The following is a 26,959-nucleotide window of genomic DNA, read 5'->3' as shown; positions in this document are numbered from 1 at the left end:
ACTTCGCGTCCCAAGCCGTGGCGATGAAGGAGGCAGGGGCTTGCGTGGCAAACAGCCCGGTATCACAGCGTGGGGAGCTCAGGCATACCCCCGATTGTTGCACTGGTGAAATAAAGAATAAACGGAAAGGCTATTTATTAAGTGACACCCCGGGCGTATCTTCTGCTGCATTGCAACAAACCGGAGGCCCTACGCGGTCACGACGATGAAAAGCCAGCAGCCCGCCACGACAGGCGCCGACAAAACCAGCCCCCCGTGGGTCGAAAAGCAGATCCAGCTTGCGCTGAAAAAGCCGCTGGACGTGCGTTTCTACGGCCGCCGCGGCAGCGCGGGCGTGTCGCCACTGGTGCTGCATTTCCACGCGGGTGCCTTTGTGGGCGGCTCGCTGGAAGGCGGCTCCTGCGTGGCCGGGCTGCTGGCCGATGCCGGCGCCGTGGTGATGTCGCTGGACTATCCGCTGGCGCCCGAGCATCCGTTTCCCAGTGCTGTTGAAATGGGCTACGCCGCCCTGGAGTGGGCTTTCAAGGCCCGCCACAAGCTGGCCGGCGCCGGTGCGCCGGTGTTTGTGGCCGGCGAGGAAGCCGGCGGCAATATCGCCGCGGCCGTGGCGCTGATGGCGCGCGACCTGCAGGAGCCGGCGCTGGCCGGGCAGATATTGCTGTCGCCCATGCTGGACCCTTGCCTGGCCACGGCTTCGTTGCGCGACGCCGAAGCCGGCCCGGTCGGCTGCACCTGGGCCGACGGCTGGCACAACTACCTGCCGCGCCTGGAAGACGCCAGCCATCCCTATGCCGCGCCCGGTTCGGCCTTTCGCCTGGCCGGCCTGCCGCCCACGCTGCTGATCACGGCGCAGGACGACCCGCTGCGCGACGAGACGCTGGCCTATGCCGCGCGCCTGCGCGCCGCCGGCCTGGTCGCGCTCGACACGGTGTTGCCGGTTCCCACCGGCTGGCCCTGCAGCTACCTGGAACCGGCCGACCCCAAAAAGGCCTGGGGGCCGCTGCTGCGTGAGCGCTTTGGCCGATTTTTTGCCACCGCGCTGGATGCGCGGACCGCCGCACACGGCGCGGTGGCCTGAGTTTTATCGCCTGTTTTATCGCTTCAATTTTTTCTTTGAGGGAGTTCACCATGCCATTGATTCATCCGGATACCGATCAGCGCCGCGCGCAAGGCCGCGGCTTGATGTCCCTGCACGGGCAGCGTGTCAGGCGCTGCGCGCTTGACCTCAACTTAAGTTGAGGTTTTAGAGTCGCCGGTTTGCCCGACCTCTTATCTCCCAATTATTTTTTCGTTTACCCGTTTTCTTCATCCATCCCATCTTCGAGAGAATTGACATGCCATCCATACAACTGCATACCCCCAAGCGCCGCCTGCTGGCCGTGGCCCTCGCCGTGCTGGCCGTGACCGGCATTTCCGCCGCCGTGTTCGGCGTCTCCGGCACCCGCGCCCAGTCCGGTCCCGCCGCACCGCAAGCCACCCCCGTCTCGGTCGCCACCGTGGTGCAGAGCGATGTGTCCGCCTGGGACGAGTTCTCGGGCCGGCTGGAGGCGGTCGAGCGCGTGGACGTCCGTTCGCGCGTGGCAGGGACCATCCAGTCCGTGCACTTTCGCGAAGGCGCGCTGGTCAAGAAGGGCGACCTGCTGCTGACCATAGACCCGGCGCCTTATGCCGCCGACGTGGAACGCGCCGATGCGCAGGTCGCCGCCGCCCAGGCCCGGGTCACCCAGGCCAAGGGCGAGCAGGAGCGTTCGCAGCGCCTGTGGAGCGAACAGGCGATTTCCAAGCGTGAATTCGACGAACGCACCAACGGCAAGGGCGAGGCCGAGGCCAATCTGCGCGCCGCGCAGGCGGCCCTGCAGACGGCGCAGCTGAGCCTGGGTTACACCCAGGTGCGCGCGCCGGTCTCGGGCCGCGTCGGCAAGCTCGAAGTGACCGTGGGCAACCTGGTCGCCGCCGGCCCGGGCGCTCCCGTGCTGACCACGCTGGTGTCGGTGAGCCCGATCTATGCGAGTTTTGATGCCGACGAGCAGGTCGTCACCAAGGCCTTGAAGGACGTGGGCGGCAATGGTGGCCCGGCCAGCCGCAACCTCGAGCGCATTCCCGTGCAGATGGGCACCGCCGCCAGCACCGACACGCCCTTCGAAGGCAAGCTGCAACTGGTCGACAACCAGGTCGATGCCAAGAGCGGCACCGTGCGCGCCCGCGCCGTCTTCGACAACAAGGACGGCCAGCTGATGCCCGGCCAGTTCGCGCGCATCCGCATGGGCCAGGCCACCAAGGGCACGGCATTGCTGATCAACGAACGCGCCGTCGGCACCGACCAGAACAAGAAGTTTGTGCTGGTGGTGGGCGCCGACAACAAGGCGGTCTACCGCGAGGTCACGCTGGGCGCCGCCGTCAACGGCCTGCGCGTGGTCAAGGGTGGGCTCGCCGCCAACGAACGCATCGTCGTCAACGGCCTGCAGCGCATACGCCCCGGCGCGCTGGTCGCGCCGCAAACGGTGGAAATGTCCGCCAAGGCCGAACTCACCGAAAAAGCCGTCAAGGTCGCGGCCAAGTCCTGAGCCGCCCCTTCACCTGAACAAGAAGAATCGCCATGAATCTATCCAAGTTTTTTATTGACCGGCCCATCTTTGCCGGCGTGCTGTCGCTGCTGATGTTCATCGCCGGACTGATCGCGCTGCGCTCGCTGCCGATCGCCGAGTACCCCGACGTGGTGCCGCCCACGGTGGTGGTGCGCGCCAACTACCCGGGCGCCAACCCCAAGGTGATCGCCGAAACCGTGGCCACGCCGCTGGAGGAATCCATCAACGGCGTGGACGGCATGCTCTACATGAGCAGCCAGGCCACCACTGACGGCCTGATGACGCTCAACGTCACCTTCAAGCTGGGCACCGATCCGGACAAGGCGCAGCAGCTGGTGCAGAACCGCGTCTCGCAGGCCGAGCCGCGCCTGCCCGAGGAGGTGCGCCGACTGGGCATCACCACCATCAAGAGCTCGCCCGACCTCACCATGGTGGTGCATTTGCTCTCGCCCAACGACCGCTACGACATGACCTACCTGCGCAACTACGCGGTGCTCAACGTCAAGGACCGCCTGGCGCGCATCAACGGCGTGGGCCAGGTGCAGCTCTTCGGTTCGGGCGACTACTCGATGCGCGTCTGGCTGGACCCGCAGAAGGTGGCCGAGCGGGGTCTTTCCGCCGGCGACGTGGTGCGCGCCATCCGCGAGCAGAACATCCAGGCCGCCGCCGGCGTGGTGGGTGCTTCGCCCGGCCTGCCTGGCGTGGACATGCAGCTGTCCATCAACGCCCAGGGCCGCCTGCAAAGTGAAGAGGAGTTCGGCGACATCATCGTCAAGACCGACAGGAACGGCGCCGTGACGCGCCTGCGCGATATTTCCCGCCTGGAACTGGGCGCTTCCGATTACGCGCTGCGTTCGCTACTGGACAACAAGCAGGCCGTGGCCGTGCCGGTGTTCGCCGCGCCGGGCTCCAACGCCATCCAGATTTCGGATGACGTGCAGGCCGTGATGAAAGAGCTCAAGAAGAACATGCCCGAAGGCGTGGACTACGAGATCGTCTACGACACCACGCAGTTCGTGCGTTCCTCCATCGAAGCCGTGGTGCACACGCTGCTTGAGGCCGTGGCACTGGTGGTGCTGGTCGTGATCATCTTCCTGCAGACCTGGCGCGCTTCGGTCATTCCGCTGCTGGCCGTGCCCATTTCCGTCATCGGCACCTTCGCGGTGATGCATCTCTTCGGTTTCTCGATCAACGCGCTCAGCCTGTTCGGGCTGGTGCTGGCCATCGGCATTGTGGTGGACGACGCCATCGTGGTGGTGGAGAACGTGGAGCGCAACATCGAGGCGGGGCTGAGTCCGCGCGACGCCACCTACCGCGCCATGCGCGAGGTGTCCGGGCCCATCATCGCGATTGCCCTGGTGCTGATCGCCGTGTTCGTGCCGTTGGCTTTCATCACCGGCCTGTCGGGCCAGTTTTACAAGCAGTTCGCGCTCACCATCGCCATCTCGACCGTGATTTCGGCCGTCAACTCGCTGACCCTGTCGCCGGCGCTGGCCGCCATGCTGCTCAAGGGCCACGACGCGCCCAAGGACGCGCTGACCCGCGGCATGGACAAGGTCTTCGGCCGCTTCTTCGGCGCCTTCAACAAGGCCTTCAGCCGCGGTTCCGAGAACTACAGCCGCGGCGTCAAGGGCGCGATCTCGCGCAAGGCCATCATGCTGGGCGTCTACCTGGTGCTGGTGCTGGCGACCACGGGCCTGTTCAAGGCCGTGCCCAGCGGCTTTGTGCCCGGCCAGGACAAGCAGTACCTGATCGGCTTCGCGCAGCTGCCCGACGGCGCCACGCTGGACCGTACCGAAGACGTGATCCGCCGCATCAGCGACATCGCGATGAAGCAGCCCGGCGTGGAGCACGCGATTGCCTTCCCCGGCCTGTCGATCAACGGCTTTACCAACAGCTCCAACTCCGGCATCGTGTTTCTCTCGCTCAAGCCCTTTGACGAGCGCAAGAGCGCTGACTTGAGCGCGGGCGCCATCGCCGGCCAGCTCAACGGCAAGTTCAGCGGTATTCAGGAAGCGTTTATCGCGATGTTCCCGCCGCCGCCCGTGCAGGGCCTGGGCACCACCGGCGGCTTCAAGCTGCAGCTGGAAGACCGCGGCTCGCTCGGCTACGCCGCGCTGGACAAGGCCACCAAGGACTTCATGGCCAAGGCCTACCAGACGCCCGAACTGGCCGGCCTGTTCTCGAGCTTCCAGGTCAACGTGCCGCAGCTGTATGCCGACATCGACCGCACCAAGGCGCGCCAGCTCGGCGTGCCGGTGACCGACGTGTTCGACACCATGCAGATCTACCTGGGCAGCCTGTACGCCAACGACTTCAACAAGTTCGGCCGCACCTATTCCGTGCGGGTCCAGGCCGATGCGCCTTACCGCGCCCGCGCCGAAGACATCGGCCTGCTCAAGGTGCGCTCGGCCACCGGCGAGATGGTGCCGCTGTCGGCGCTGATGAAGGTCACGCCCAGCTTCGGCCCGGAACGCGCCATGCGCTACAACGGCTTCCTGTCGGCCGACATCAACGGCGGCGCCGCCCCCGGCTATTCGTCGGGCCAGGCGCAGGATGCGGTTGCCCGCATCGCGGCCGAAACCCTGCCGCCCGGCATCAGCTACGAGTGGACCGACCTGACCTACCAGGAAATCATCGCCGGCAACTCGGCCATGTGGGTGTTCCCGCTGGCGCTGCTGCTGGTCTTCCTGGTGCTGGCCGCGCAGTATGAAAGCCTGACCCTGCCGATCGCCATCGTGCTGATCGTGCCCATGGGCCTGCTGGCCGCCATGCTGGGCGTGAAGCTGACCGGCGGTGACAACAACATCTTCACGCAGATCGGCTTGATCGTGCTGGTGGGGCTGTCGGCGAAGAACGCCATCCTGATCGTGGAGTTCGCACGCGAACTGGAGTTTGCCGGGCGCACGCCGCTGCAGGCCGCGATTGAAGCCAGCCGCCTGCGCCTGCGCCCCATCCTGATGACCTCGCTGGCCTTCATCATGGGCGTGCTGCCCCTGGTGCTGTCGACCGGCGCCGGCGCCGAAATGCGCCATGCCATGGGTGTCGCGGTGTTCTCGGGAATGATTGGCGTCACGGCCTTCGGCCTCTTCCTCACGCCGGTGTTCTACGTGACCTTGCGCCGCCTCACGGGCAACCGCCCGCTCAAGCTGCACGGCGAGGTGCCGCATCTCGAGGCCTTCGCGGGCAGCGGCGGTGCAGGCGCGCATGCCCAGCCGGCCGCGCCCGTCAAGCTTCACGAATAACAAGAAACAAGCAATAAGGAGTTCATCATGAACCACACATCCACAAAACTGCGCAGCGCACTGCTGCCTCTGCTGGCCGCCCTGGTGCTGGCCGGCTGCGCCACCAGCGCCTCGGTAGACCCGGCCAGCATTCCCGCCGCGCCCGCGGCTTACAAGGAAAACGCCGGTGCGGCGGCTGTTGCCACGGCAACGGCCCCGCAATCACAAGGCGCCTGGTGGAAGGTGTTTGCCGACCCGGTGTTGGACCGGCTGGTCGAGCAGGCCGGCCAGAACAACAACAGCGTCAAGGTGGCCGCGGGCCGCCTGGCGCAGGCCCGCGCGATTTTGCGCAACACCGACGCCGACCGCCTGCCGCAAGTGGGTTTGAGCGGCGGCGCGGTGCGCCAGAGCAACATCACCACGAATCGCGTGGCGCAAACCACAGTCACGGCCGCCGCCAATTTTTCGTATGAAGTCGACCTGATCGGCAAGTTGTCGCTCAACTCCGACGCCGCCTCGCTGGACGCGAAGTCCCGCGAAGCCCTGCTGCGCAGCACGCAACTGCTGGTGCAGGCCGATGTGGCGCAAACCTACCTCAACCTGCGTTCGCTCGATACCGAGCGCACCCTGGTGCGCGACACGCTGCAGGCCTACCGCAACACGCTGCGCCTGACGGAAGTGCGCTTCAAGGAAGGCGACGTGGCCGAGCTGGACGTGGCCCGTGTGCGCACCGAGGTGGCCGCCACTGAATCGGAAGCGCTGGCGCTGGACCGCCGCCGCGCCGAACTGGAGCATGCGCTGGCCGTGCTGGTCGGTGAGGTGGCTTCGAATTTTGCCGTCGCGCCCACGGAGTGGTCGACGGCGCTGCCGGTCATCCCGGCTGGCGTGCCCAGCACGGTGCTGGAGCGCCGCCCCGACGTTGCCGCCGCGCAAAGCAGCATGCAGGCCGCGCAGGCCCGCGTGGGCGTTGCCAAGGCCGCCTGGTTCCCGACCTTCTCGCTGACCGGCAACGCCGGTTATGCCGCGCCCGAAATCAAGGACCTGTTCAAGGTCTCAAGCCAGGCCTGGGGTGTGGGCGCTTTGCTGTCGCTGCCGATCTTTGACGGCGGCCGCCGCCAGGCGGGCGTGCAAAACGCGAATGCCGAACTCGACATCGCTCTGGCCAACTACCGCGAGCAGATCCTCGTCGCCTTCAAGGACGTGGAAGACCAGCTCGTGGCCATACGCCTGCTGGCCGAGCAATCCGAAGCGCAGTCGCGCTCCGTGGCCTCGGCCACGCGCGCCACGGTGCTGTCGGATTCACGCTACCGCAACGGCTTTGTCAGCCAGCTCGAGCTGCTGGACGCCCAGCGCAGCGAGCTGCGCAACCGGCGCCAGGCGCTGCAGGTGAAAACCTCGCAGTACCTGGCGACGGTGGGGCTCATCCGGGCTTTGGGCGGCGGCTGGAATACTTGAAAAATAAGCACACCCCTATTGGCGCTCACTTCGTGTAGCGCCCTTTCCCCTTGCTGGGGACGGCGCTTGCGGCCTGGCAATGCCAGTTCCGCGGCCCCTGCTTGTAAAAGCAGGCGCGCCGGGGCGGCCGTGCTCAATTGACCTTGTGTGTTTTGCGCGGGATGAATTCCGCGTGGGGGACGGCGTTGATATTGGGCAGGTTCATGCCGAAGCCGGGCGGCAGGTTGTAGCAGCCATCGAGGAAGACCCCGCCCACGCGCAGCGCTTGCGCCACCAGGCTTTCGGCTTCCTCAGGCCGCCAGGCAAAGCCCGGGGAGAGCCTCACGAAGGAGTAGCGGCAGTGGCCTTCCGACTCGACCAGGGCGAACTCCCTGCCTTGGATCAGCAGGTAGCTGAAGGACCAGTCCTTGCCGTTGATGAGGCTGACCTCCAGAAAATAGGCGTCGCGGCCCGGGTCCACGGCCCAGCTGCGGCGGCTCAGGTCAAACCGGTCCCGTGTGGGGTGGACAAGACCCATCAGCTGCTGCGTGAGTTCCGGTGTGTAGACCGCGTCAAAAGCCTCCTGGTTGATGGGCTTGATTTCAAATGGCATGGTGTTTTTTGACAGGCCTGACAGCGGCCTGTCCTCTCCAGAAGCCGCACCATAGGAGCTTTCGCGGCTGGCGTTGGCCTTGAATGTCCGTGCGTGGAACATTGACGCCGGATTTTTGAAAATAGATGCCGTATGCCGGTTTGGGACACTGCATGCACGACAGCTGGCGCGACCTGAACTTTTACGGAAGTTCGACCCGAAAAGCGGCGATTTTCAGCATTGGCGGGCGGTTTTAAGGGCATTCCGTCCAAACAGGCGGCCGCATCTGTTAAAACACTTGGCTCCCTTTGCTGTGTTTGCCCCTGATGCCTGTTTCAACTCCCGTTTCTGTCTCATCGTCCGAACCCGTTCTGATCCACTGGACGGAGAGCGGCGAGGCGTGTTCCGCGCGCTGGCGCTCCGAGCGCGGCGCGGCGCCGCCCAAGCGCGTGGTGCTGGCCGACGACAGCATGAGCGCCGACGCGGCCTACCGCCTGGCCTGCGAGGGCACGGGGCTGCTGTGGCGCGGCGATTTCCAGAATGCCCGCATGCTGGTGCAGGCGCTGGCGCGCCGTGTCGACAAACCGGCCAAGCCCAAGCGCGACAAGCGCGTCAAAGCCCAAAAGGCCGGGGAGCCCGTAGAGGCCGGCACGCCGGCCCCGGCAACAGTGCCGGTATTTCCGCAAGCGTTTCACCTGCACCGCCAGGCCCAGGCGCAGCGTGCCCGCGTGCTGGGCATGGTGCTGGTTCCGTTTGACGCGGATTACGGCATTCCATTGCGCCGCGCGCCCGATGCAAAAAAAGCGTGCGCCGAAGCCTGGGGTCCCGCCAAGGAAGGTGCGGATTCTTCCGTGGCATCGCTGCGTGAACTCATGGGCTTTATCAGCGCGCATGAATGGCGGCGCAAGGGCGTGCCGATTCCCGCGCTTGGCGAAGACGGGCCGCACAACCGCATCCATCCGCATTACGGCGTGTTCTCGCCGGTGCGCGGCGAATACATAGACCTGGTGGCCCAGGCACCCGTGCCCGAGGGCACGGCCGATCTGCTGGGTTTTGACATAGGCACGGGCACCGGCGTGCTGGCCGCCGTGCTGGCTTTGCGCAGCGGCGTGCAGCGCGTGGTCGCCACCGACCTGGATCCGCGCGCGCTGGCCTGCGCGCGCGACAACCTCAAGCGCCTGGGCTTTCCGCAGGTCGAGGTGCGCCAGGCCGACCTGTTTCCCGAAGGCCGTGCCCACATCGTCGTCTGCAACCCGCCCTGGCTGCCCGCGCGCCCCGGCTCGCCGGTCGAGCATGCGGTGTACGACGAAGACAGCCGCATGCTGCTGGGTTTCCTCAAGGGTCTGGCCGCGCACCTGGAACCCGGGGGCGAGGGCTGGCTGATCCTGTCGGACCTGGCCGAGCACCTGGGCCTGCGCACACGCGCCTGGCTCATGGAGGCGATAGACGCCGCGGGCCTCAAAGTCATAGGCCACCTTGACGCCCAGCCGCAGCATCCCAAGGCCTCCGACGCGGATGACGCGCTGCATGCGGCGCGTGCGGCCGAAGTGACCTCGCTGTGGCGATTGGGCGCCAAACCGCACTGAGGCGCGATGAAGGCTGAGGCGCACGCCACCGTCCTGCTGGCTCCCATGGAGGGGCTGCTGGACTTTGTGCTGCGCGACATCCTCACGCGGGTGGGCGGCATAGACCGCTGCGTCTCCGAATTCATCCGCATCACCGACCAGTTGCTGCCCGAGCGCGTGTTCTTTCGCATCGTGCCCGAACTGCATCACGGCGGCCGCACCTTGGCCGGCGTGCCGGTGCGCGCGCAGCTGCTGGGCTCGGACCCCGGCTGCATGGCCGAGAATGCCGCGCGGCTCGCGGGCCTGGGGCCGGACGGCATTGACCTCAACTTCGGCTGCCCGGCGGCCGTCGTCAACCGCCATGGCGGCGGGGCCTCCCTGCTCAGGGAACCCGAAACCCTGACGGCGGTGGTCGGCGCGGTGCGCCGCGCGGTCCCGGCCCACATGCCGGTGTCTGCCAAGATGCGCCTGGGCTATGAGGACGACACACGCGCCGTCGAATGCGCGCTCGCGATCGAAGCGGGCGGCGCGGGCGAGCTGGTGGTGCACGGCCGCACCAAGGCCCAGGCCTACAGGCCGCCGGCTTACTGGGAGCGTATTTCCGACATACGCGCCGCGGTGAAGATTCCGGTGGTGGCCAACGGCGAGATCTGGACGGTGGAGGACGCGCGGCGCTGCCGCGAACTCTCGGGCTGCGACACGTTGATGATCGGCCGCGGCGCGGTGCGCGACCCTGGCCTGGGCCTGGCGATCAAGGCGGACCGGCTGGGCATGCGGGCCGCCGTGGACTGGCCGGCTTTGCTGCCGCTGGTCGCCGATTTCTGGCGCATCGTCTGCTCACGGATTGAGCCGCGCGCGCGAGCGGGCCGGCTCAAGCAGTGGCTGAATTTTTTGCGGCGGCGTTTCCCGGAAGCCGAGGAGGCTTACCAGGCGATCAAGACGGTCAATGACCCGGTGCTGGTCGAGGCCTGGCTGGTACAGGCGCTGCGGGGCAGGGTCCTTGATGAGCCTGCTATGTACCCGCGCGTGCCAGAAACCGTTTGAGGGGTGGGTGCCGGCGGCTGACTATCGAGGCGTCGCGGCCGACGCGGCGCGCGCACCGCCCAGCGTGCCGCGCGCCATCGCATAGGCCAGCAGCGCGCAGCCCGCGATACCGGCCACCATGGGCAGGGCGCTGCCGTCTGCAAACACGCCGACCAGCGCCATCACCAGCGCGCCGGTGACGAACTGCAGGGTGCCCATCAGGGCCGAGGCCGTGCCGGCAATCGCGCCATGCTCTTCGAGCGCAAGCACGGCGGTGGTCGGCACCACCAGGCCCAGGAAGCCGTAACCCACCAGCAGCAGGGCGATCATCACGTCCAGCCGTTCAATGCCGGCCAGGTTGACGACCAGCAGCAGCGCCATCACGGCCGCATAGCCGGTGACCGCCACCTTCACGATGGGTACCAGGCCGAAGCGCGCCGCGAGCTTGCCGGTGAACTGCGAGACACCGATGAAGGAGGCCGCGTTGACCGCGAAGGCGATGCTGTACTGGCGCGGCGTGAGGCCGTAGTGGTCTATCAGCACAAAGGATGAGTTGGCCAGGTAGGCGAAGAAGCTCGAGATGCCGAAAGCGCCTATGAACACCAGGCCCATGAAATGGCGGTCCCGCAGCAACACGCCGTAGGCTTTGATCGCGCTGCCGAAGCTGCTGTCCACGCGCTGCTCGGGCGGGCGTGTCTCGGGCAGGGTGAAGCCCACCAGCAGAAGGCCGGCGGCGGCGGCCACGGTGACGGCCCAGAACACGCTGCGCCAGCCGAAGGCTTCGATCAGCAGGCTGCCGGCCAGCGGCGCCAGGATGGGCGAGACGCTGAAGACCAGCATCAGCAGCGACATCAGCCGCGCCGCGTCGTGGCCGGTGTGCAGGTCGCGCACCACGGCGCGCGGCACCACCATGCCGGCGCAGGCGCCCAGGCCCTGGATGAAACGCAGCACCACCAGCGTGTGGATGTCCGGCGCCAGCGCGCAGCCTATGCTGCCCGCGGCAAACAGCAGCAGGCCGAAGTACAGCGGCGCCTTGCGGCCCACCATGTCGGACACCGGGCCGTAAACAATCTGGCCTATGCCCAGCGAGATGAAAAAGGCCATCAGGCTGGCCTGCACCGCGCCCATGGACGCGCCCAGGGTCTGCCCTATGGAGGGCAGGGCGGGCAAATACATGTCGATGGCGAAGGGGCCGATGGCGGACAGCAAACCCAGCACCAGGGCTGCCCGGTAGAAACTTTTGGTCATGAAAGGAAGTGGATCAGGCCGCCCGTGCGTTAAAAACCGAGGGCTGGGCCCTTGCACGAAAGCGGTTTTGTGAAAGCGGCCAGGGCCGCTGCCGTGGCTGCAAAAAATACCTGGCGCTATTGTCGCCGACCTCGGACCATCGCGCTGACGGGTGGCCTGGGTGCGGCCCAATCGGGTGCCCTGTCAGGCCTGACAGGGCCGAACGGACCTGAAATGTAAGCAGCCCCTGGCTGCTGCGTCAAACTGTAATGAAGCGCTGAATTGGGCCTTAACCTGAACGCTTCAGGAAAGGGTTTTCATGCAAAGACGCGAATTTTCACAGGCCGCCCTGGCCGCAGGCGCCCTTGCGGCCCTGGGGCCCCTCACCGTGAGCCGCCAGGCGCAGGCCGCCGTGGCGCGCGCCGCGGCCGGCATGCCCCCCATGGGTACCAACCTCTCGGGCATGGAATGGGCCAAGCCCGGCTTGCGGGCCAATACCAGCTCGGCGCCCAACCTGCATTTCACCGTGCCGCGCAAGGCCGACGTGGCCTACCTGGCGGCCTGCGGCTTTCTCAAGAACCGGCTGCCCATCCAGTGGGAGTTGCTGCAGCCCATGCTGCACGACACGGTGGCCAATGCGGCCGCGAAAGCGGCCATAGGCAACCCGGGCGCCTTCCACGCGGGCTATGAGGCCTTTATCACCGGCGTGCTCGATGCCCATGCCGCCGCAGGCACGCGCTGCATCATCGACAACCACAACTACGGCCGCTACCAGGATTTCCGCTTCCAGCCCGACGGCTCGGTGATAGGCCTGACCGTGCCGCCCGCTCCCTTGAGGCCCTACACGACCGACGCGGTGCAGATCCAGTCGCGGATTTTTTCGCTGGCGCCTGGCGCCACGCTCAGGATGGCGCACTTCACCGACTTCTGGACGCGCGCGGCGACCAAGTGGAAGAGCCACCCGGGCTTTGGCGGCTACGGCCTCATGAACGAGCCGCACGACATGCCCAAGCCCGGCGGTGTCATCGCGTCGAACGAGGAAGCGGTGAAGGGCGGCGAAGACCTCACGATATGGCCCACCTTCGCGCAGGCCGCCATCCAGGCCATACGCGCGGTCGACACCGTCAATCCCATTTACGTGGCCGGCAACCTGTATGACTCGGCCATGTACATAGGCACCAAAAACCCCGGTTTCCCACTGAACGGTGCCAACCTGGTCTACGAAGTCCATATGTACCTGGACGCCTTCAGCAACGGCGCCTTTTTTGACTACGACACCGAGGTCGCCAAAAACTACAGCGCCGGTTTTGGTACCGGCCCGATCAAGGCCTCCACCGGCGCGGACCGCCTCAAAATCGCCGTCGACTGGGCCGCAGCCAAAGGTGTGAAGCTGGCGCTCACCGAGGTCGGCATGCCCATAGACGACCCGCGCTGGGAAGCCATGTTCGCGCAGGCGGCGGTCTATGCCGCGCAGTCGGGCTGCGAGGTCTACACCTGGATGGGCGGCAACCACTGGCCCATCCACAACTACGCCATCAACCACGTGCCCGGCTGGCACCAGAGCAAGACGCTGGAGCCGGCGGTCTCGGGTGTGCTCAAGGCCGCGACCGGCATCGTGCAGGCGAGCCTGTTCGACGACGGGCCGGGTTATGCGCCGGCGGGCACGCCGCTCACCATCACCGTCTATGCGCGCGGCAACCTGGCCCAGCCGGTGGTGCTCACGGTGGCCTCCAACAAGGGCGGCACGCTGAGCAAGTCGCGCCTGACGATTCCGGCCGGCGCCAACGGGCAGGACAGCTTCACCTACACACCCGCGGCCAACCAGGTCGCCACGCTGAGTTACACCAGCGACGGGCAGCTGTCAGGCCAGGTACCGCCGCCGCGCAAGGTGTTTTCGCTTACCGACCCGGTGGCCTATGCCGCGACCAGCCTCGCGGATGCCGCGCTGGCCATCATCGCCAAATACGGCGCCTGCAAGTGGGAACTGGCCGACGGCTACACCGACTACCTGCTGGGCGCGCCCGCCGCCGCCGGCCAGGTGGTGCGCGCCGTGTCGGATTCGGGCTATGGCTCCAGCCCGGGCAATGCCATGGAGATGATCAACTGGATGAACAAGGACGGCGGCGCCGCCGGGCCCATGTCGGTGCCGGTGATGCGCGTGACCAACGGCAAAAAGAACTCCGACCACAGCGTGCCCGAGTCCTTCGGCTTCTGGTGCAAAAAATCCGCCCGCGTGGCGGGCGTTCAGCCCAATCCGCGCAACCGCGTGCCCTACAACCTGGAAGATGCGCATTTCGCCGTCGCGGCCCTCAGCGTGCCTGCGGCTGCCAACACCGGCGTGGTGTTCCAGGCCTCCAAGGCGGAAGACCCGCAGACCTCGGAGCTGGGGTTTCTCAACGGCCAGCCGCGCGCCAGGTGGATTGACTCAAAAGGCCAGACGGTGCAGTTGCTGGCTCCAAGCAGGCTGGCGGTCAACACGCCGGCGGTACTGGCGCTGGCATCGGTGCCGGGCGCGCAAAAGCTGCGCCTCAATTCCGCTGAAATCGGCAGCGCCGCCGCGACCTTCGCGCCCAGCGCCTTCACCCAGATGCTGATGGGCTGCGGCTACATCAGCTACTACCCGCGCGAGGGCTTTCGCGGCAACCTGTATGCCGTCATCGCGGGCAAGGGCGCACCCACGCTGGCCGAGCTGGCGGTGCTGGAGCGCTACCTGGCCGGCACGGCCGGTATGACGCTCCCCTGAGCGCCGGGGGCTTTACCAGGCCGCGATGGCGCCGTCTGCCCGCGGTTCAGTGCCGCCGCACAGCACGCCCTCGGCATTGCGCCAGATGATCTGCCCGCGGCCGAAGCCCATGCGGTTGCCGGACCACACCACCTGATGGCCCAGGCCCGCGAGGCCGTGGAAGAGGTGTTCGGGCGTGGAGCGCTCAATGCTTACGCGCTTGCCGCTTTCCCATTCCCAGCGCGGCGCGTCCAGCGAGGCCTGCGGGTTCAGGCCGAAGTCCACGGTGTTCATCACCATCTGTACATGGCCTTGCGGCTGCATAAAGCCGCCCATCACCCCGAAGGGGCCGACCGCCTTGCCGTCCCTGGTCAAAAAGCCGGGGATGATGGTGTGATAGGGCCGCTTGCCCGGCGCCAGGCAGTTGGGGTGCTTGGCGTCCAGCGAAAAATTGTTGCCGCGGTTGTGCAGCGCGATACCGGTGCCCGGCACCACCATGCCCGAGCCGAAGCCCATGTAGTTGCTCTGGATCAGCGAGACCATATTGCCTTCGCCATCGGCCGTGCTCAGATAGACTGTGCCGCCGCGTGAGGGTTCGCCCGGCATGGGCTGCAGGGCGCGCTCGCCTATCAGCGCGCGGCGTTCGGCCGCATAGCCGTCCGACAGCAGGTCGGCAACTGAGACACGCATGTGCGCCGGGTCGGCGATGTGCGCCAGGCCGTCGGCAAAAGCCAGCTTCATGGCCTCGATCTGCAGGTGGTGGGTGCGCAGGCTGTCGCGTTCGCTGAAATCAAAGGCCTTGAGGATGTTGAGCGCCATCAGGGCCACCAGGCCGTGGCCGTTGGGCGGAATTTCCCAGACGTCGTAGCCGCGGTAGTTGACGCTGATCGGGTCGCACCAGTCGACCTGGAAGGCGGCCAGGTCTTCCTTCGCCAGGTAGCCACCGGCAGACTGCACAAAGGCCGCGATGCGTTCGGCCAGCGGGCCGCGGTAAAAACTTTCGGCGGCGGTGTCGGCAATCGACTGCAGGGTGTCGGCATGCGCGGCGGAGCGCCAGAGCTCGCCGGGCCGTGGCGCGCGTTCGGGCGCGAAGGTGTCGAACCAGGATTTGAAATACGCTTCCTTGAATTTTTCACGGAACAGCGCCGTGGCCTGCTGCCAGGCGGAGGCCACGGTGGGCGAAACCGGAAAGCCTTCGCGTGCCAGTTCCACAGCGCGTGCCATCGAGGTCTTGAGGGGCAGTTTTCCGAAGCGCTGCGCCAATGCCGCCCAGGCGGCGGGTGTGCCCGGCACCGTCACGGGCAGCGGGCCGTACTTGGGCACTTCGGTCAATCCCTGGCTGGTGAGTTTGTCGAGGGTGATGGCGCGCGGCGCCGGGCCGCTGGCGTTCAGGCCGTGCAGCTTGCCGCCGTGCCAGACCAGCGCGAAGGTATCGCCGCCTATGCCGTTGGCATTCGGTTCCACCACCGTGAGCGCTGCGGCCGTGGCAATCGCCGCGTCGATCGCGTTGCCGCCGGCCTGCAGCACCTGCAGGCCCGCCTGCGCGGCCAGCGGCTGCGAGGTGGCGACCATGCCCTTGCTGGCATAAACCACGTTGCGGCGGGAGGCATAAGGGTAGTGGAGGGCGTCGAAAGTCGGCATGGTCAATGAGGAAGTGGGCGCCTTGCGGCGCGAATTATTTGTGCTTGGGATCCAGCGCGTCGCGCAGTCCATCGCCCAGCAGGTTGAAGGACAACACCAGCAAAAAGATGGAAAGGCCGGGCCAGATCGCCATCCACGGTGCATTGTCCACGTAATTCTTGGCGGTGTTAAGCATGCTGCCCCAGCTGGGCGCCGGCGGCTGCTGGCCCAGGCCCAGGAAGGACAGGCTGGCCTCGGCGATGATGGCCGCGGCAATGGCGAGCGAGGCCTGCACGATCAGCGGCGGCAGCACATTGGGCAGGATGTGGCGCAGCGCGATGCGCCAGTGCGGGTTGCCCACGGCGCGCGCCGCTTCGACAAAATCCTCCACCTTCATGGCCAGCACCTGGGCGCGCGTCAGGCGTATGAAGATGGGCGTGGCCGACACGCCGATGGCGATCATCGCGTTGCTCAGGCTGGGGCCCAGGAAGGCGGCCAGTGCGATGGCCAGGATCAAAAAGGGCACGGCCAGCATGGCGTCGGTAAAGCGCGAGATCAGGCTGTCCGTCCAGCCGCCTACGTAGGCCGCCAGCAGGCCTATGGGCACGCCCAGCGCCATCGAGATGCAGACCGACACCAGGCCCGCCAGCAGCGAGGCGCGCGCGCCCCACACCACGCGCGAGAGCACGTCGCGGCCGATCTCGTCGGTGCCGAACAGGTATTGCAGGCTGGGCGGCTTGCGCACCGCGCTCCAGCTGGTGGCGACGGGGTCGTAGGGCGCGATCCACGGGGCGAACAGCGCCAGCACCACAAACATCACCACGATGGCCAGGCCCAGCATGGCGCCGCGGCGGCGCATCAGGCGGCGCAGCGCGCGGCGCGCCGGCGTGGCCTCGCGCGAAAGGGCGGCGGGAAGGACTGCGCTCATGCTTTCAGCCCCTCAGCCGCGGGTTGACCACGAAGTAGGCCAGGTCGGCCAGCAGGTTGAGCAGGATATAGACGCTGGAGGTGAACAGCGCCACGCCCTGCACGACCGCGTAGTCGCGGTTGAACACCGCGTCCACGATCAGCTTGCCGAAACCGGGAATCGAAAACACCTGCTCGGTCAGCACCGCGCCCGACAGCAGCGTGCCGAACTCGAGCGCGCCCAGCGTGATGATGGGCGTGAGCGCATTGCGCAGCGCGTGCTTGAGCACCACGCGGCGCTCGTTCAGGCCCTTGGCGCGCGCGGTGCGCACGTAGTCGGCATTGAGCACCTGCAGCATGGCGCTGCGCGTATGGCGCATGAGAACGGCGGCAATCGCATTGCCCAGCACAAAGGCCGGCATGATCATGGCCGCCAGGTTGGCCCCGAGGTCCTCAAAAGGGCTGACGTAGCCCGAGGCCGGCAGCCAGCCCAGCTGCACCGAGAACACCAGGATCATCAAAATGCCCAGCCAGAAGTTGGGTGTGGACAGGCCCCACAGCGCGATCACATTGGCCAGGTAATCCCAGGCCGAGTCCTTGCCCACGGCCGAGACAATGCCGGCCGGGATGCCGATCAGCAGCGCGATGAGCATGGCCATGGCCGCCAGCTGCAGCGTGACCGGCAGCTTTTCCTTGATCAGGTCCAGCACCGGCTGCTGGATGCGCATGGATTCGCCCAGGTCGCCGTGGAACACGCCGGAGATCCAGTAGGCGTAGCGCATCGGCAGCGGCTCGTCGAGGTGCATCTTCTTTTGCAGGTAGGCGATCACTTCCGGATCCTGGTTTTCGCCGGCCAGGACCGACGCGGCATCACCGGGCAGCAGTTGTTGCAGCCCGAAGATGATGACGGTGACAAAAAACACCGTCGGGATGATCGCGGCAAGCCGCTTGAGAAAGTACTGGAGCATGAAAGGTGGTGGCTGCCTGCTTTATCTCGTCACGTCTTTACATCTTCAGGCCCTGGGGCCGCACCAGGCCGTCAGGCACGGCGCGCATGCCGGTGATCTTCTTGTTGTAGGCCCACAGCCAGTTGCGATGGAACAGGTAGATCACGGGCTTGACCTTCTCGGCCTCGGCGGCCAGGGTGGCAAAGACCTTGATGCGTCCCGCCGTGTCCAGCGTATTGCGCGAGCGGTTCAGCAACTCGTCCCACTGCGGCCGGCATTCGCCGCTGTAGTTCAGCGGCTGCTTGCAGCCGTAGAAGCTGAACAGGTTGCCGTCCGGGTCGGCGCGGCCGCTCCAGGCCAGCACGTAGGCGTCGAACTGGCCCTTGTCGGCCAGGTTAAGCGAGGTGGCGAACTCGGTGGACTGTATCTTCACGTCAAAGCCCGCCTCCTTGGCCATGGCCTGCACCACCTGGGCCACGCGTTGGGCATCGGAAGTGGTGGGCGTCATCAGCGTGAAGCTCGGGTTGGGTACACCCGCCTCCTTGAGCAACTGCTTGGCGCGCGCGATGTCGCGCTTGGGAATGGGCACGTTCCTGGCGTAGAAACTGTTGGCCGGCGGCACCCACTGGTTGCCCGGCGTGGCTTCGCCGTCCATCGCGACCTGCACGATGCCAGCGCGGTCCAGCGACAGCTCAAAGGCCTCGCGCACGCGCGGGTCGCGGCCCAGCGGGTTCTTCTGGGCCTGCTCGCTCTTGCCGGTGTTGATGGTGATGCCCTGGTAGCCCAGCTCGGTGATGCGCGTGAAGGCGAGTTTTTTGTCGGCCTTGATGGAGGCGATGTCCGACGGCGCCACACGCTCGATGAAGTCCAGCTGGCCGGAGCGCAGGTTGGCCAGGCGCACGGTGGCGTCCACGATGGGCAGGAACACGACCTTGTCGAAGTGGATGTTGGCCTTGTCCCAGTAGCCGGCATAGCGCTCCAGCACGATGCGGTCCTGCGCCACGCGTTCGGTGAACTTGAAGGGGCCCGAGCACACCGGCCTGGTGCCGAAGTTGGTGGGCGCGGCCTGCGCGGCCTTGGGCGAGACCATCATGCCGGCGCGGTCGGCCAGCACGCTGAGCAGCGGCGAGAAGGGCGCGCTCAGGTTGATCTTCACGGTGAGATCGTCGACCACGTCAACCGTGGTCACAGGCGCGAGTTCGCCGCGGCGATTCGAGCCCGCGAGGTTTTTGTGGCGGTCTATGTTGAACTTCACCGCGGCCGCGTCGAACTTCTCGCCGTCATGGAAAGTCACGCCGCTGCGCAGCTTCAGGGTCAAGGCCTTGTTGTCGGCCGACCATTGGTAGGACGTGGCCAGTTGCGGCACGATGTTGAGCTTTTCATCGATGTCGACCAGCTTGTCGCACAGCGAGGAAAACACAATGCGGCTCACGAAGCTGCGCGCCAGCGTCGGGTCCAGCACATCCGGGTCTTCGGCCAGGCCTATGCGCAGGGTTTGGGCTTGCGCCACGCAGGCGGTGGCGGCCAGCGCCAGGCTCAGCAGGATTTTCTTGCTCATGGTTATTCCTTCACGGTTGTCGGTTGCGATGATGATTTGCTTGAGGGGCTGCCTTGCGCCGGGGTGGTGAGCATCGTGGTCTCCATCAGGCCGCTTGCGCATGAAAAGCCGCCTGGAGCCGGAGCAGCCTCTCGTTCACGACGGCGCCGCCCGTGATGCCGGCGGGCGCCTTGATCTCTTCCCAGAAATGGCAGGCCACGGCGTGGCCGCCTTGCGAGCGCAGCGCGGGCACTTCCTCGGCGCAGCGTTCGCGCGCATGCGGGCAGCGCGTCCTGAAGCGGCAACCCGAGGGCGGGGTGATGGGGTTGGGCACGTCGCCCTGCAGCAGCGTGCGTTCGCGCTTGAGGCCCGGTTCGGGCACCGGGATCGCCGACAGCAGGGCTTGTGTATACGGATGGCGGGGCTGCGCGAACAGGCTTTGCTTGTCGGCGTATTCGACGATCTGCCCGAGGTACATCACGGCCACGTGCGAGGCGATGTGCTTGACCACCGCGAGGTCGTGCGCGATGAACACATAAGCCAGGCCCAGGCGCCGCTGCAGGTCCTGCAGCAGGTTGACCACCTGCGCCTGGATGGACACGTCCAGCGCCGACACCGCCTCATCGCAGACGATGAGCCGCGGCTCGACCGCCAGTGCGCGGGCAATGCCTATGCGCTGGCGCTGCCCGCCGGAAAACTCATGCGGATAGCGCTGCAGATATTGAGGTGCCAGGCCGACCAGGTCCAGCAGTTCGGCGGCGCGCTCGCGGTGCCGCCCGCGCGCCAGGCCGTGCAGGGCCAGCGGCTCGGCCAGGGCCTGCTCCACCGTCATGCGCGGGTTCAGCGATGAATACGGGTCCTGGAAAATCATCTGCAGTTCGCGGCGCTTGGCGCGCAGGCGGCCGGCCGGCAGCGCCATCAGGTCCTCGCCGTCAAACCAGACCTGGCCCGAGGTCGCGTCCAGCAGCCGCAGCACCAGCCGGCCCACGGTGGATTTTCCGCAGCCTGACTCGCCCACCAGCGCCATGGTCTCGCCGGCGTTCAGCTCGAAGTTCAGCCCGTCGACCGCATGCACCACCGCTTTGGAGCGGCTGAACAGGTGCGGGCGCACCGGGAAATGCTTGACCAGGTTTTCGACTTTCAGCAGCGCGCTCATGGCGTCACCTCGCTGGGCGTGGCATTCGTGACGCGCCGGGTTGATGTATTCGCGTCCAGCGGCGCGCGCCAGCAGGCGGCCTCGTGGCCCCCACCCATGTCCATCAAAGGCGGCACCTCCTGCAAACACTTGTCGACGGCGAAAGGGCAGCGCGGCGCGAAGCGGCAGCCGTCCATGCGTGTCATGGGCGTGGGCACCTGGCCTTCAATGGCGTTGAGCCGCTCCTGCGCCAGGTGCAGCTTGGGGATGGAGCCCAGCAGCCCTATGGTGTAGGGGTGCTGCGGCTCGGCGAACAGCCGCGCCACGGGCGCGCGCTCGACGATCCTGCCGGCATACATCACGGCAACGTCGTCGGCCAGTTCGGCGATCACGCCCAGGTCGTGGGTGATCAGGATGATGGCGGTGCCGGTTTCCTCGCGCAGCGTGCGCATCAGGTCCAGCACCTGGGCCTGGATGGTGACGTCCAGCGCGGTGGTCGGTTCGTCGGCGATCAGCAGCTGCGGCTCGCAAGCCAGCGCCATGGCGATCATCACGCGCTGGCGCATGCCGCCCGAGAGCTTGTGCGGGTATTCGTCGATGCGCTGCTCGGGCGAGGGGATGCGCACGCGGCGCAGCATGTCAATGGCGTGGGCCCTGGCCTCGGCCGCGCTGATGTCCCGGTGGCAGCGTATGCCCTCAATGAGCTGGTCGCCAATCGTGAAGGCCGGGTTCAGCGAGGTCATGGGTTCCTGGAAGATCATGGCCATGCGGTTGCCGCGCAGCGCGCGCATGGCCTCCGGTCCCAGCGTCGCCAGGTCGGTGCCTTCAAGGCGGATGGAGCCCGCCGAGACGCGTCCCTGGCCCTTGGGCAGCAGGCCCATGATGGACAGCGAGGTCACGCTTTTGCCGCAGCCCGATTCGCCGACGATGCCCAGCGTGCGGCCCGAATTCACGGAAAAACTGATGCCGTCCACGGCGGTGAATTCACCGCCGCCTTCGAGCTTGAAGCTGGTGCGCAAGCCGCTGACTTCCAGCAAAGCCGTCATTCGGCGGCTCCGCTGCGCCGGGCGTGAAAGCGCGTGATCTCGGCCTCGATCACCGCACGGTCGGTGACGCCCGCCGGGCTGCGGCGCGAGGGCAGGCAGGCGCTGAAAGGCTGGTAGCGCTCCAGGCTCTTGTCGTAGAGGCGGCGCAGTTCCTGCAGGGGCTCGGCATGGTCGTCCACGCGGATGTCCAGCGCGCAGTAGTCTTCGGTGGTGAAGATCAGCAGGGCCGCGGCCTGCTTGCCGCGCTTGTCGCCGCCCGCGGCTTCGCCGGCGGCGAGCGCGGCGATCAGGCGTTCGGCAAACGGGAGTTGGGCATTGGCTTCATAGGCGAGAGCCGTGGCTTCGATTACCTGCGGGCCGGCCAGCATGTTGCCGGCGACCGAATAGCCGACGCCCGCCCTGTGGCCGCACCAGTCTATGCAGGCGCTGCCGGTATAGCCGGCGGCCTGGCCGTTTGCGCCTATCAGGTGTAACTGGCGGTGGTCACGGCCTTCGTCGGCCGAGGTCAGGCGCTTGATGATGTAGTCGGGAGACTGGCCGAAGGCCAGGCCGTCCAGCGCCGGTGCGGCATACAAGGGATTGACCAGCGCCTGCGTGGCCAGGGCGCCCACGCCGCTGCGAGCGTGCGGACACAGCGCGCCCACGGCAAAAAATTTGCTGGCAACCGCCACGCCAAACGCGCCCGATGAATCGCGCGCGATGAGGGACCAGGTCATGTATCAGACTTTCATCGCAACTGCGCCCTTGGTAAGGCATCTCGTGCTCCCCGCAAACAAAAAGCCGCATGAAGCGACTTTCAAACAGCGAACGGATGACGCATTTATCATGCCACGCTTCGGCGGACTGTGCCTGCCACCCAGGGCACCACTTCGCTGTCTATTCGACTTTGGCGCCCGAGGCCCTTACAACTTCCGCCATGCGTTTGTAGTCGACCGCCAGCAGCTTCGCGAAGTCGGCATTGCTCATGGCCAGCGGTTCAATGCCCTGCTTGTCCAGGCGCTCCAGCACCACGGGGTCCTTGAGGACCTTGGCCATGGCCGCGTTGACGCGGCTGACCTCGGCCGCCGGCGTGGCGGCGGGGCCCAGCAGGCCGAACCAGGAATCGAACTGGTAACCGGGCAGGCCGCTTTCGGCGATGGTCGGCACCTCGGGCAGGTACTTGGAGCGCTTGGGCGAGGTCACGCCTATCAGGCGTATGCGGCTGTCCCTGGCGAAGGCCAGCGCGCCTATGCTGGCGGCGATCACGGCCTGCGCGCGGCCCGAGATCACCTCGTTGATCGCCTCGCCCGTGGCCTTGAGCGGCACATGCACCACATCGATGCCGGCCAGGCCGTTGAAGTAGGCCATGGACAGGTGGGTGGCGCTGCCGATGCCGGCGGTCGCGTAGTTGAGCTTGCCGGGGTTGGCCTTGGCATAGCGTATGTACTCGGCCGCGGTCCTGGCGGGTACGTCGGGATGGATCATCAGCACGTAGTCGGCCGTGCCTATGTGCGCCATGGGTGCGAAGTCTTTTTGCGGGTCGTAGCTGAGCTTGGTGTACAGCGTGCCGGCGATGTTGTGGCTGGCTGCGCCCAGCACCATGGTGCCGCTGTCGGGCGCCGACTTGGCGACATAACCCGTGCCCACGGTGCCGCCCGCGCCGGGCCGGTTCTCGATGATGACGGTCTGGCCCAGCGCCGTACCGAGCTCGGTGGACATGGCGCGCGCCAGCAAGTCCTGCACGCCGCCCGGCGCGAAGGGCACCACGATGCGCACGATTTTGGTATTGGACTGGGCGAGGGCGCTGCCCGCGGCCAGGGCCAGGCCGGTGCCCAGGAAATCTCGGCGTTGCATCATGGAATGTTTTCTTTCGGTGAGGGGTGCGGTTGCGGGTCGGGTTTTCAGTTCACGCAGATCTCGTCGGCCAGGCGGCGCATGAAGCGTTCGCACCAGGCGAGCTGGTCCAGCGTGACCCATTCATTGGGCTGGTGTGCCTGCGCGATGTGGCCGGGGCCGCACACGATGGTCGGCACACCGGCCTGGTGAAACAATGCAGCTTCCGTGCCAAAGGACACCTTGCCGGCGCCCGAGTTGGCATCCACATCCGCGCATTTGAAGCACAGCCGGGCGATCTCGCTGCCGGCGTCCGTCGCGAAACCGGGCAGCACCGAGTTGAGCTTGTGGCTGATGCCGGTGTCCGCCGCCACGGCCTGCATGGCCGGCACCAGGCTGTCGGCAAAGGCCTTGGCTTCGTTGAACAGCTCGACCGGCGAATTCATGTGGTGGTGGCGTATCTCCCAGGTCACGTCGCAGTCGCGCGGGATGATGTTGAGCGCGGTGCCGCCGGCGATCACGCCGGTGTGGATGGTGGTGTGCGGCACGTCGTAGATCGGATCGAAGGGGCCCTGCGCCACCAGGCGGCGGTGCATGGACTTGAGGTGGGCGACGAACTCGCAGGCGATCTCCACCGCATTGACGCCCAGCGGTGTGAGCGAGGAGTGGGCCTCGAAGCCGCGCACCGAAGTCTTGTAGGCATGCTTGCCCTTGTGCGCGATCACCACCTGCATGCCGGTGGGCTCGCCGACGATGCAGCCCGCGGGTTTGTAGCCCTGCTCCACCATGTCGGCGATCAGGCGGCGCACGCCTATGCAGCCGACTTCCTCGTCATAGCTGAAGGCCAGGTGCACCGGGCGCTTGAGTTTGCGCTTGAGCAGCTCGGGCACCATCATGAGCGCGGTCGCGCCGTAGCTTTTCATGTCGGTCACGCCGCGGCCGTAGAGCTTGTCGCCTATGACCTGCGCGGTGAAGGGGTCGGTGTCCCAGGGCTGGCCGTCCACAGGCACCACGTCGGTATGGCCCGAGAGCACCAGGCCGCCCAGCCTGGTTTCGCCGTTTTCCGCGGGCAGGGTGGCCCAGAGGTTGGCCTTCTTGCCGCTGTCGTCATAGGTGCGCCGGCATTCAATGCCCAGTGCTTCGAGCCGCGCCTGCGTCCAGTCGAGCAGGGGCAGGTTGCTGTCGCGCGAGACGGAGGCAAAGGACACCCATTTCTCAATCAGCGGCAGGGCGGCGAGGTCGGCGGCCTGGATGGACTGGCGGGCGGAGCTGGGGAGGGGGGCGTTCATGGCAAGACCTTTGAAGGACGGGCGGGGCGGCGAAAATTGTATGACAGCATACTATTTTGCGGCGAGCCGCGCGCGCCGCCCCGCCAGGGCGTGCGTCGGCCGGAATCAAAAAGCCGCCGGAATCCGAGGACTCCGGCGGCTCTTGATGCCCGCAGGGATGCGGGGCGGGCTTAAGCGACTGCGGTGGCGCTATTTTTTCCCGCCACCACCACCGGCGCCGCCTCCATTGCCGCCACCGTTCCCACCCGCGTTGCCGCCGCCATTGCCATTACCGCCCGCATTGCCGCTGCCTTTGCCGCCATGGCCGGAGTCCTTGCCGGCGCCCAGGCCCTTGCCCGCGATGTCGGCTTTGGCGACAGTGTCTGTTTTGGCATGGTCGGTTTTTTTGCCGCTCTTGTCGGTGTGTGAAGCGCTGACGACCGAGCCCAGCGACACGCCCATGCCTTTGGCGATCTGCCCCCAGCCCAGGCCCTGGCTTCTTTGGCCCAGCACGCCGCCCAGCGCGGCCGAGAGCTGCGCCGGCGTCGGATTGCTGATGCCCTGTTTGGCCAGCGAGGTTTTGGTGAGCGAGAGCGCGATGTTGATATTGCCGTAGCCCATCTTGCCCGTCGCGGGTGACAGGCTGGCTGCGGGCGCCGTCGCGTTGGGGCCGGTCAGGCTGGGCCCCAGCGTGATGGGGGTGCTGGTGCGAAGCCCGTCAACGAGGGCGCGGGCATTTTCCGGGGAGCCGGCAAAGGCGCTGTAATTGGCCGCCAGCCGGGCGCCTTCGGTGTTGCCGGCGGCAGTGCTTGTCGCGCCGGCCTTGGCGGTTTGTGCCTGGAGCAGGCCGCCGCACAGCAACGCGGCACTGCCGGCCGCAACGGCGATCAGGGTTTTGGGGAGGGTGAACATGATGGCTACCTCACGATGACTGCGCCGGCCGCGGAATGCGGCCGTGGCTTTTTGATATTAGGGCTTCCGGCGCACGCACAGCGCGTATTGCGGTGGCGTCCTACGCGGCCATCAGCATAAAAGAGAAGGGCTGCGCTGAAATGTAAGAGTAGGCGCAAAACGTTGGGCGGAATTGGCGGGGCGGCCGGCGCCCGTCACCGAAGCCGGCGAGAATGCGTCTCGCGGCATCGCGCCACCACTTTTCATTCCACACAGAAAGCATTCCCCATGACCAGCAGCATGTACACCACCTCCGTTCCCGTCTTCAAGCAGATGCTGGGCGGCCTGAAGGGCGTCCTGGCCAAGGCCGAAGCCCATGCCGCCGCCAAAAACATAGACCCCAATGCCTTGCTGCAGGCGCGCCTCTATCCCGACATGTTCCCCCTGCTGCGCCAGGTGCAGGTGGCCAGCGACTTCGCCAAGGGCGTGTCGGCCCGGCTGGCCGGCGTCGAAGTGCCCAAGATCGAGGACAAGGAAACCACGTTTGCCGAGCTGCAGGCGCGCATAGACACCATACTGGCCTTTATCGAGGGGCTGGGCGCGGCGAAGTTCGACGATGCCGCCGTGCGCGAGATCGTCACGCAGGCCGGCACGCCCAAGGAAAAGCGTTTCACGGGCCAGTCCTACCTGCTCAATTACGGCCTGCCGCACTTCTTCTTCCACACCACCACGGCCTATGCCATCCTGCGCCACAACGGCGTGGAAGTGGGCAAAAAGGATTACATCGGCAGCTATTGAGCCGTGGGGAGCCGTGAGCGGCCGGCGGGCCGCGGCGGCTCAGTGCCTGCGCAGGTTCTGCGGCTGCGTCTTGTCGTAGATGCTGGGGGGATAGGCGGCGTCCGCGCCGCGCACCAGCATGTCGGCATCGCGGATCGCGAAGATGTGCGCGATGTCCTGCTTGATGTCGCCGCCCGCCGCCATCGGGTGCGCCGTGGGGCTTTCCCACACATGGCGGTCGGGCAGCGAGGTATAGGGGCAACTGTCGCCGCAGTCGATTTGCCACGAAATCCCGTACAGCCACTGCTCGGCATGCGGCTCGAAGCGGGTGATGTCCACCATCAAGGATTTCTGGAAGGCCAGCGCGTAGGTCAAGAGGCGTATGTCCCAGTGCTTGATGATGATGCGCAAATACATGCCCTCGCCGCGGCTGCGGCTGGAGATCAGCAGCATCTGGCAGTCCAGCCATCCGGCCGGAATACCATGCCGGCGCATGGAGTCTTTCAGCAAGACCTGGATCAGCTGGCGGCGCAATGCATTGGCGGAGCCGTCCTCGATCGTGGAGGGACCCTCATGCGCGGGCCGGGTGCTGGCGGGGGCGGTTTTTGGGTGGCCGTTGAGGCCGAATAAGTGCCGTATGTTCATGTT

General features: G+C 66.6%; 21 protein-coding genes. 8 read left to right on the top strand and 13 right to left on the bottom strand.

Annotated elements, in window-relative coordinates; all coding sequences use genetic code 11:
- The first annotated feature begins 205 nt into the window (after nucleotides 1-205).
- The 4 genes from ACEN9P_RS02870 to ACEN9P_RS02855 all read left to right on the top strand — a co-directional run bounded on the left by ACEN9P_RS02870 (nucleotide 206) and on the right by ACEN9P_RS02855 (nucleotide 7,264).
- A complete protein-coding gene (locus tag ACEN9P_RS02870) occupies nucleotides 206-1,078 on the top strand; it encodes an alpha/beta hydrolase (RefSeq protein ID WP_477663533.1) in 873 nt (290 codons plus the stop codon).
- Between the two features lie 256 nt (nucleotides 1,079-1,334).
- Nucleotides 1,335-2,564: an efflux RND transporter periplasmic adaptor subunit gene (locus tag ACEN9P_RS02865; protein WP_074577332.1), complete on the top strand. Its 1,230-nt coding sequence runs from the start codon at nucleotides 1,335-1,337 to the stop codon at nucleotides 2,562-2,564.
- Nucleotides 2,565-2,596: 32 nt separating this feature from the next.
- Nucleotides 2,597-5,830: an efflux RND transporter permease subunit gene (locus tag ACEN9P_RS02860; RefSeq protein ID WP_495621033.1), complete on the top strand. Its 3,234-nt coding sequence runs from the start codon at nucleotides 2,597-2,599 to the stop codon at nucleotides 5,828-5,830.
- Between the two features lie 27 nt (nucleotides 5,831-5,857).
- A complete protein-coding gene (locus tag ACEN9P_RS02855; RefSeq protein ID WP_495621032.1) occupies nucleotides 5,858-7,264 on the top strand; it encodes an efflux transporter outer membrane subunit in 1,407 nt (468 codons plus the stop codon).
- A gap of 133 nt (nucleotides 7,265-7,397) precedes the next feature.
- On the opposite strand, the gene ACEN9P_RS02850 is transcribed toward ACEN9P_RS02855, so the two are convergent.
- A complete protein-coding gene (locus ACEN9P_RS02850) occupies nucleotides 7,398-7,856 on the bottom strand; it encodes a hypothetical protein (protein ID WP_495621031.1) in 459 nt (152 codons plus the stop codon).
- 305 nt (nucleotides 7,857-8,161) lie between these two features.
- Between ACEN9P_RS02850 and ACEN9P_RS02845 the strand changes: the two genes are divergently transcribed.
- Nucleotides 8,162-9,421 (top strand): methyltransferase, encoded by a 1,260-nt coding sequence (locus ACEN9P_RS02845; RefSeq protein WP_495621030.1) that lies wholly within the window; start codon nucleotides 8,162-8,164, stop codon nucleotides 9,419-9,421.
- 6 nt (nucleotides 9,422-9,427) lie between these two features.
- Nucleotides 9,428-10,444 (top strand): tRNA dihydrouridine synthase, encoded by a 1,017-nt coding sequence (locus ACEN9P_RS02840; protein WP_495621029.1) that lies wholly within the window; start codon nucleotides 9,428-9,430, stop codon nucleotides 10,442-10,444.
- A gap of 21 nt (nucleotides 10,445-10,465) precedes the next feature.
- On the opposite strand, the gene ACEN9P_RS02835 is transcribed toward ACEN9P_RS02840, so the two are convergent.
- Complete coding sequence (locus tag ACEN9P_RS02835) at nucleotides 10,466-11,671, bottom strand: multidrug effflux MFS transporter (protein ID WP_495621028.1); 1,206 nt, start codon at nucleotides 11,669-11,671, stop codon at nucleotides 10,466-10,468.
- Between the two features lie 298 nt (nucleotides 11,672-11,969).
- On the opposite strand from ACEN9P_RS02835, the gene ACEN9P_RS02830 reads away from it, so the two are divergent.
- On the top strand, nucleotides 11,970-14,393 hold the full coding sequence (locus tag ACEN9P_RS02830; protein WP_495621027.1) for a cellulase family glycosylhydrolase: 2,424 nt from the start codon (nucleotides 11,970-11,972) through the stop codon (nucleotides 14,391-14,393).
- A 12-nt stretch (nucleotides 14,394-14,405) separates the two neighbouring features.
- Here the strand turns inward: ACEN9P_RS02830 and ACEN9P_RS02825 are convergent, their stop codons facing one another.
- From ACEN9P_RS02825 to ACEN9P_RS02780, 10 genes are all read right to left on the bottom strand, one after another.
- Nucleotides 14,406-16,013 carry a gamma-glutamyltransferase family protein gene (locus ACEN9P_RS02825; protein WP_495621026.1) on the bottom strand — a complete coding sequence of 536 codons (1,608 nt, stop codon included), beginning with the start codon at nucleotides 16,011-16,013 and terminating at the stop codon, nucleotides 14,406-14,408.
- A 34-nt stretch (nucleotides 16,014-16,047) separates the two neighbouring features.
- Nucleotides 16,048-16,920, bottom strand: coding sequence for an ABC transporter permease (locus ACEN9P_RS02820; RefSeq protein ID WP_495621025.1), 873 nt, complete (start codon nucleotides 16,918-16,920; stop codon nucleotides 16,048-16,050).
- 4 nt (nucleotides 16,921-16,924) lie between these two features.
- Nucleotides 16,925-17,866 (bottom strand): ABC transporter permease, encoded by a 942-nt coding sequence (locus tag ACEN9P_RS02815; protein ID WP_495621024.1) that lies wholly within the window; start codon nucleotides 17,864-17,866, stop codon nucleotides 16,925-16,927.
- Nucleotides 17,867-17,903: 37 nt separating this feature from the next.
- A complete protein-coding gene (locus ACEN9P_RS02810) occupies nucleotides 17,904-19,403 on the bottom strand; it encodes an ABC transporter substrate-binding protein (protein ID WP_495621023.1) in 1,500 nt (499 codons plus the stop codon).
- Nucleotides 19,404-19,488: 85 nt separating this feature from the next.
- A complete protein-coding gene (locus ACEN9P_RS02805; RefSeq protein WP_495621022.1) occupies nucleotides 19,489-20,538 on the bottom strand; it encodes an ABC transporter ATP-binding protein in 1,050 nt (349 codons plus the stop codon).
- Complete coding sequence (locus tag ACEN9P_RS02800; protein WP_495621021.1) at nucleotides 20,535-21,563, bottom strand: ABC transporter ATP-binding protein; 1,029 nt, start codon at nucleotides 21,561-21,563, stop codon at nucleotides 20,535-20,537. Before ACEN9P_RS02800 ends, ACEN9P_RS02805 begins: the two co-directional genes overlap by 4 nt.
- On the bottom strand, nucleotides 21,560-22,279 hold the full coding sequence (locus tag ACEN9P_RS02795; RefSeq protein ID WP_495621020.1) for a DUF1028 domain-containing protein: 720 nt from the start codon (nucleotides 22,277-22,279) through the stop codon (nucleotides 21,560-21,562). The genes ACEN9P_RS02800 and ACEN9P_RS02795 overlap by 4 nt, the downstream gene beginning before the upstream one ends.
- Nucleotides 22,280-22,439: 160 nt before the next feature.
- Nucleotides 22,440-23,399: a tripartite tricarboxylate transporter substrate binding protein gene (locus tag ACEN9P_RS02790; protein ID WP_495621019.1), complete on the bottom strand. Its 960-nt coding sequence runs from the start codon at nucleotides 23,397-23,399 to the stop codon at nucleotides 22,440-22,442.
- Nucleotides 23,400-23,443: 44 nt separating this feature from the next.
- Nucleotides 23,444-24,664 (bottom strand): acetylornithine deacetylase, encoded by a 1,221-nt coding sequence (gene argE, locus ACEN9P_RS02785; protein WP_495621018.1) that lies wholly within the window; start codon nucleotides 24,662-24,664, stop codon nucleotides 23,444-23,446.
- Nucleotides 24,665-24,853: 189 nt separating this feature from the next.
- Nucleotides 24,854-25,555, bottom strand: a complete 702-nt coding sequence (locus ACEN9P_RS02780; RefSeq protein ID WP_495621017.1) for a hypothetical protein — start codon at nucleotides 25,553-25,555, stop codon at nucleotides 24,854-24,856.
- Between the two features lie 267 nt (nucleotides 25,556-25,822).
- On the opposite strand from ACEN9P_RS02780, the gene ACEN9P_RS02775 reads away from it, so the two are divergent.
- Entirely contained in the window at nucleotides 25,823-26,332 is a 510-nt protein-coding gene (locus ACEN9P_RS02775) for a DUF1993 domain-containing protein (RefSeq protein ID WP_477713660.1), read from the top strand.
- 39 nt (nucleotides 26,333-26,371) lie between these two features.
- Here ACEN9P_RS02775 and ACEN9P_RS02770 read toward each other — a convergent pair whose 3' ends face one another.
- The gene (locus ACEN9P_RS02770; RefSeq protein WP_495621016.1) at nucleotides 26,372-26,956 is read right to left on the bottom strand and encodes a hypothetical protein; all 585 of its coding nucleotides are present in this window, start codon (nucleotides 26,954-26,956) and stop codon (nucleotides 26,372-26,374) included.
- Between the last annotated feature and the right edge of the window lie 3 nt (nucleotides 26,957-26,959).

The sequence above is a fragment of the Polaromonas sp. Polasp52 genome (assembly GCF_059491565.1).
This window is presented reverse-complemented; position numbering and strand designations above follow the sequence as displayed.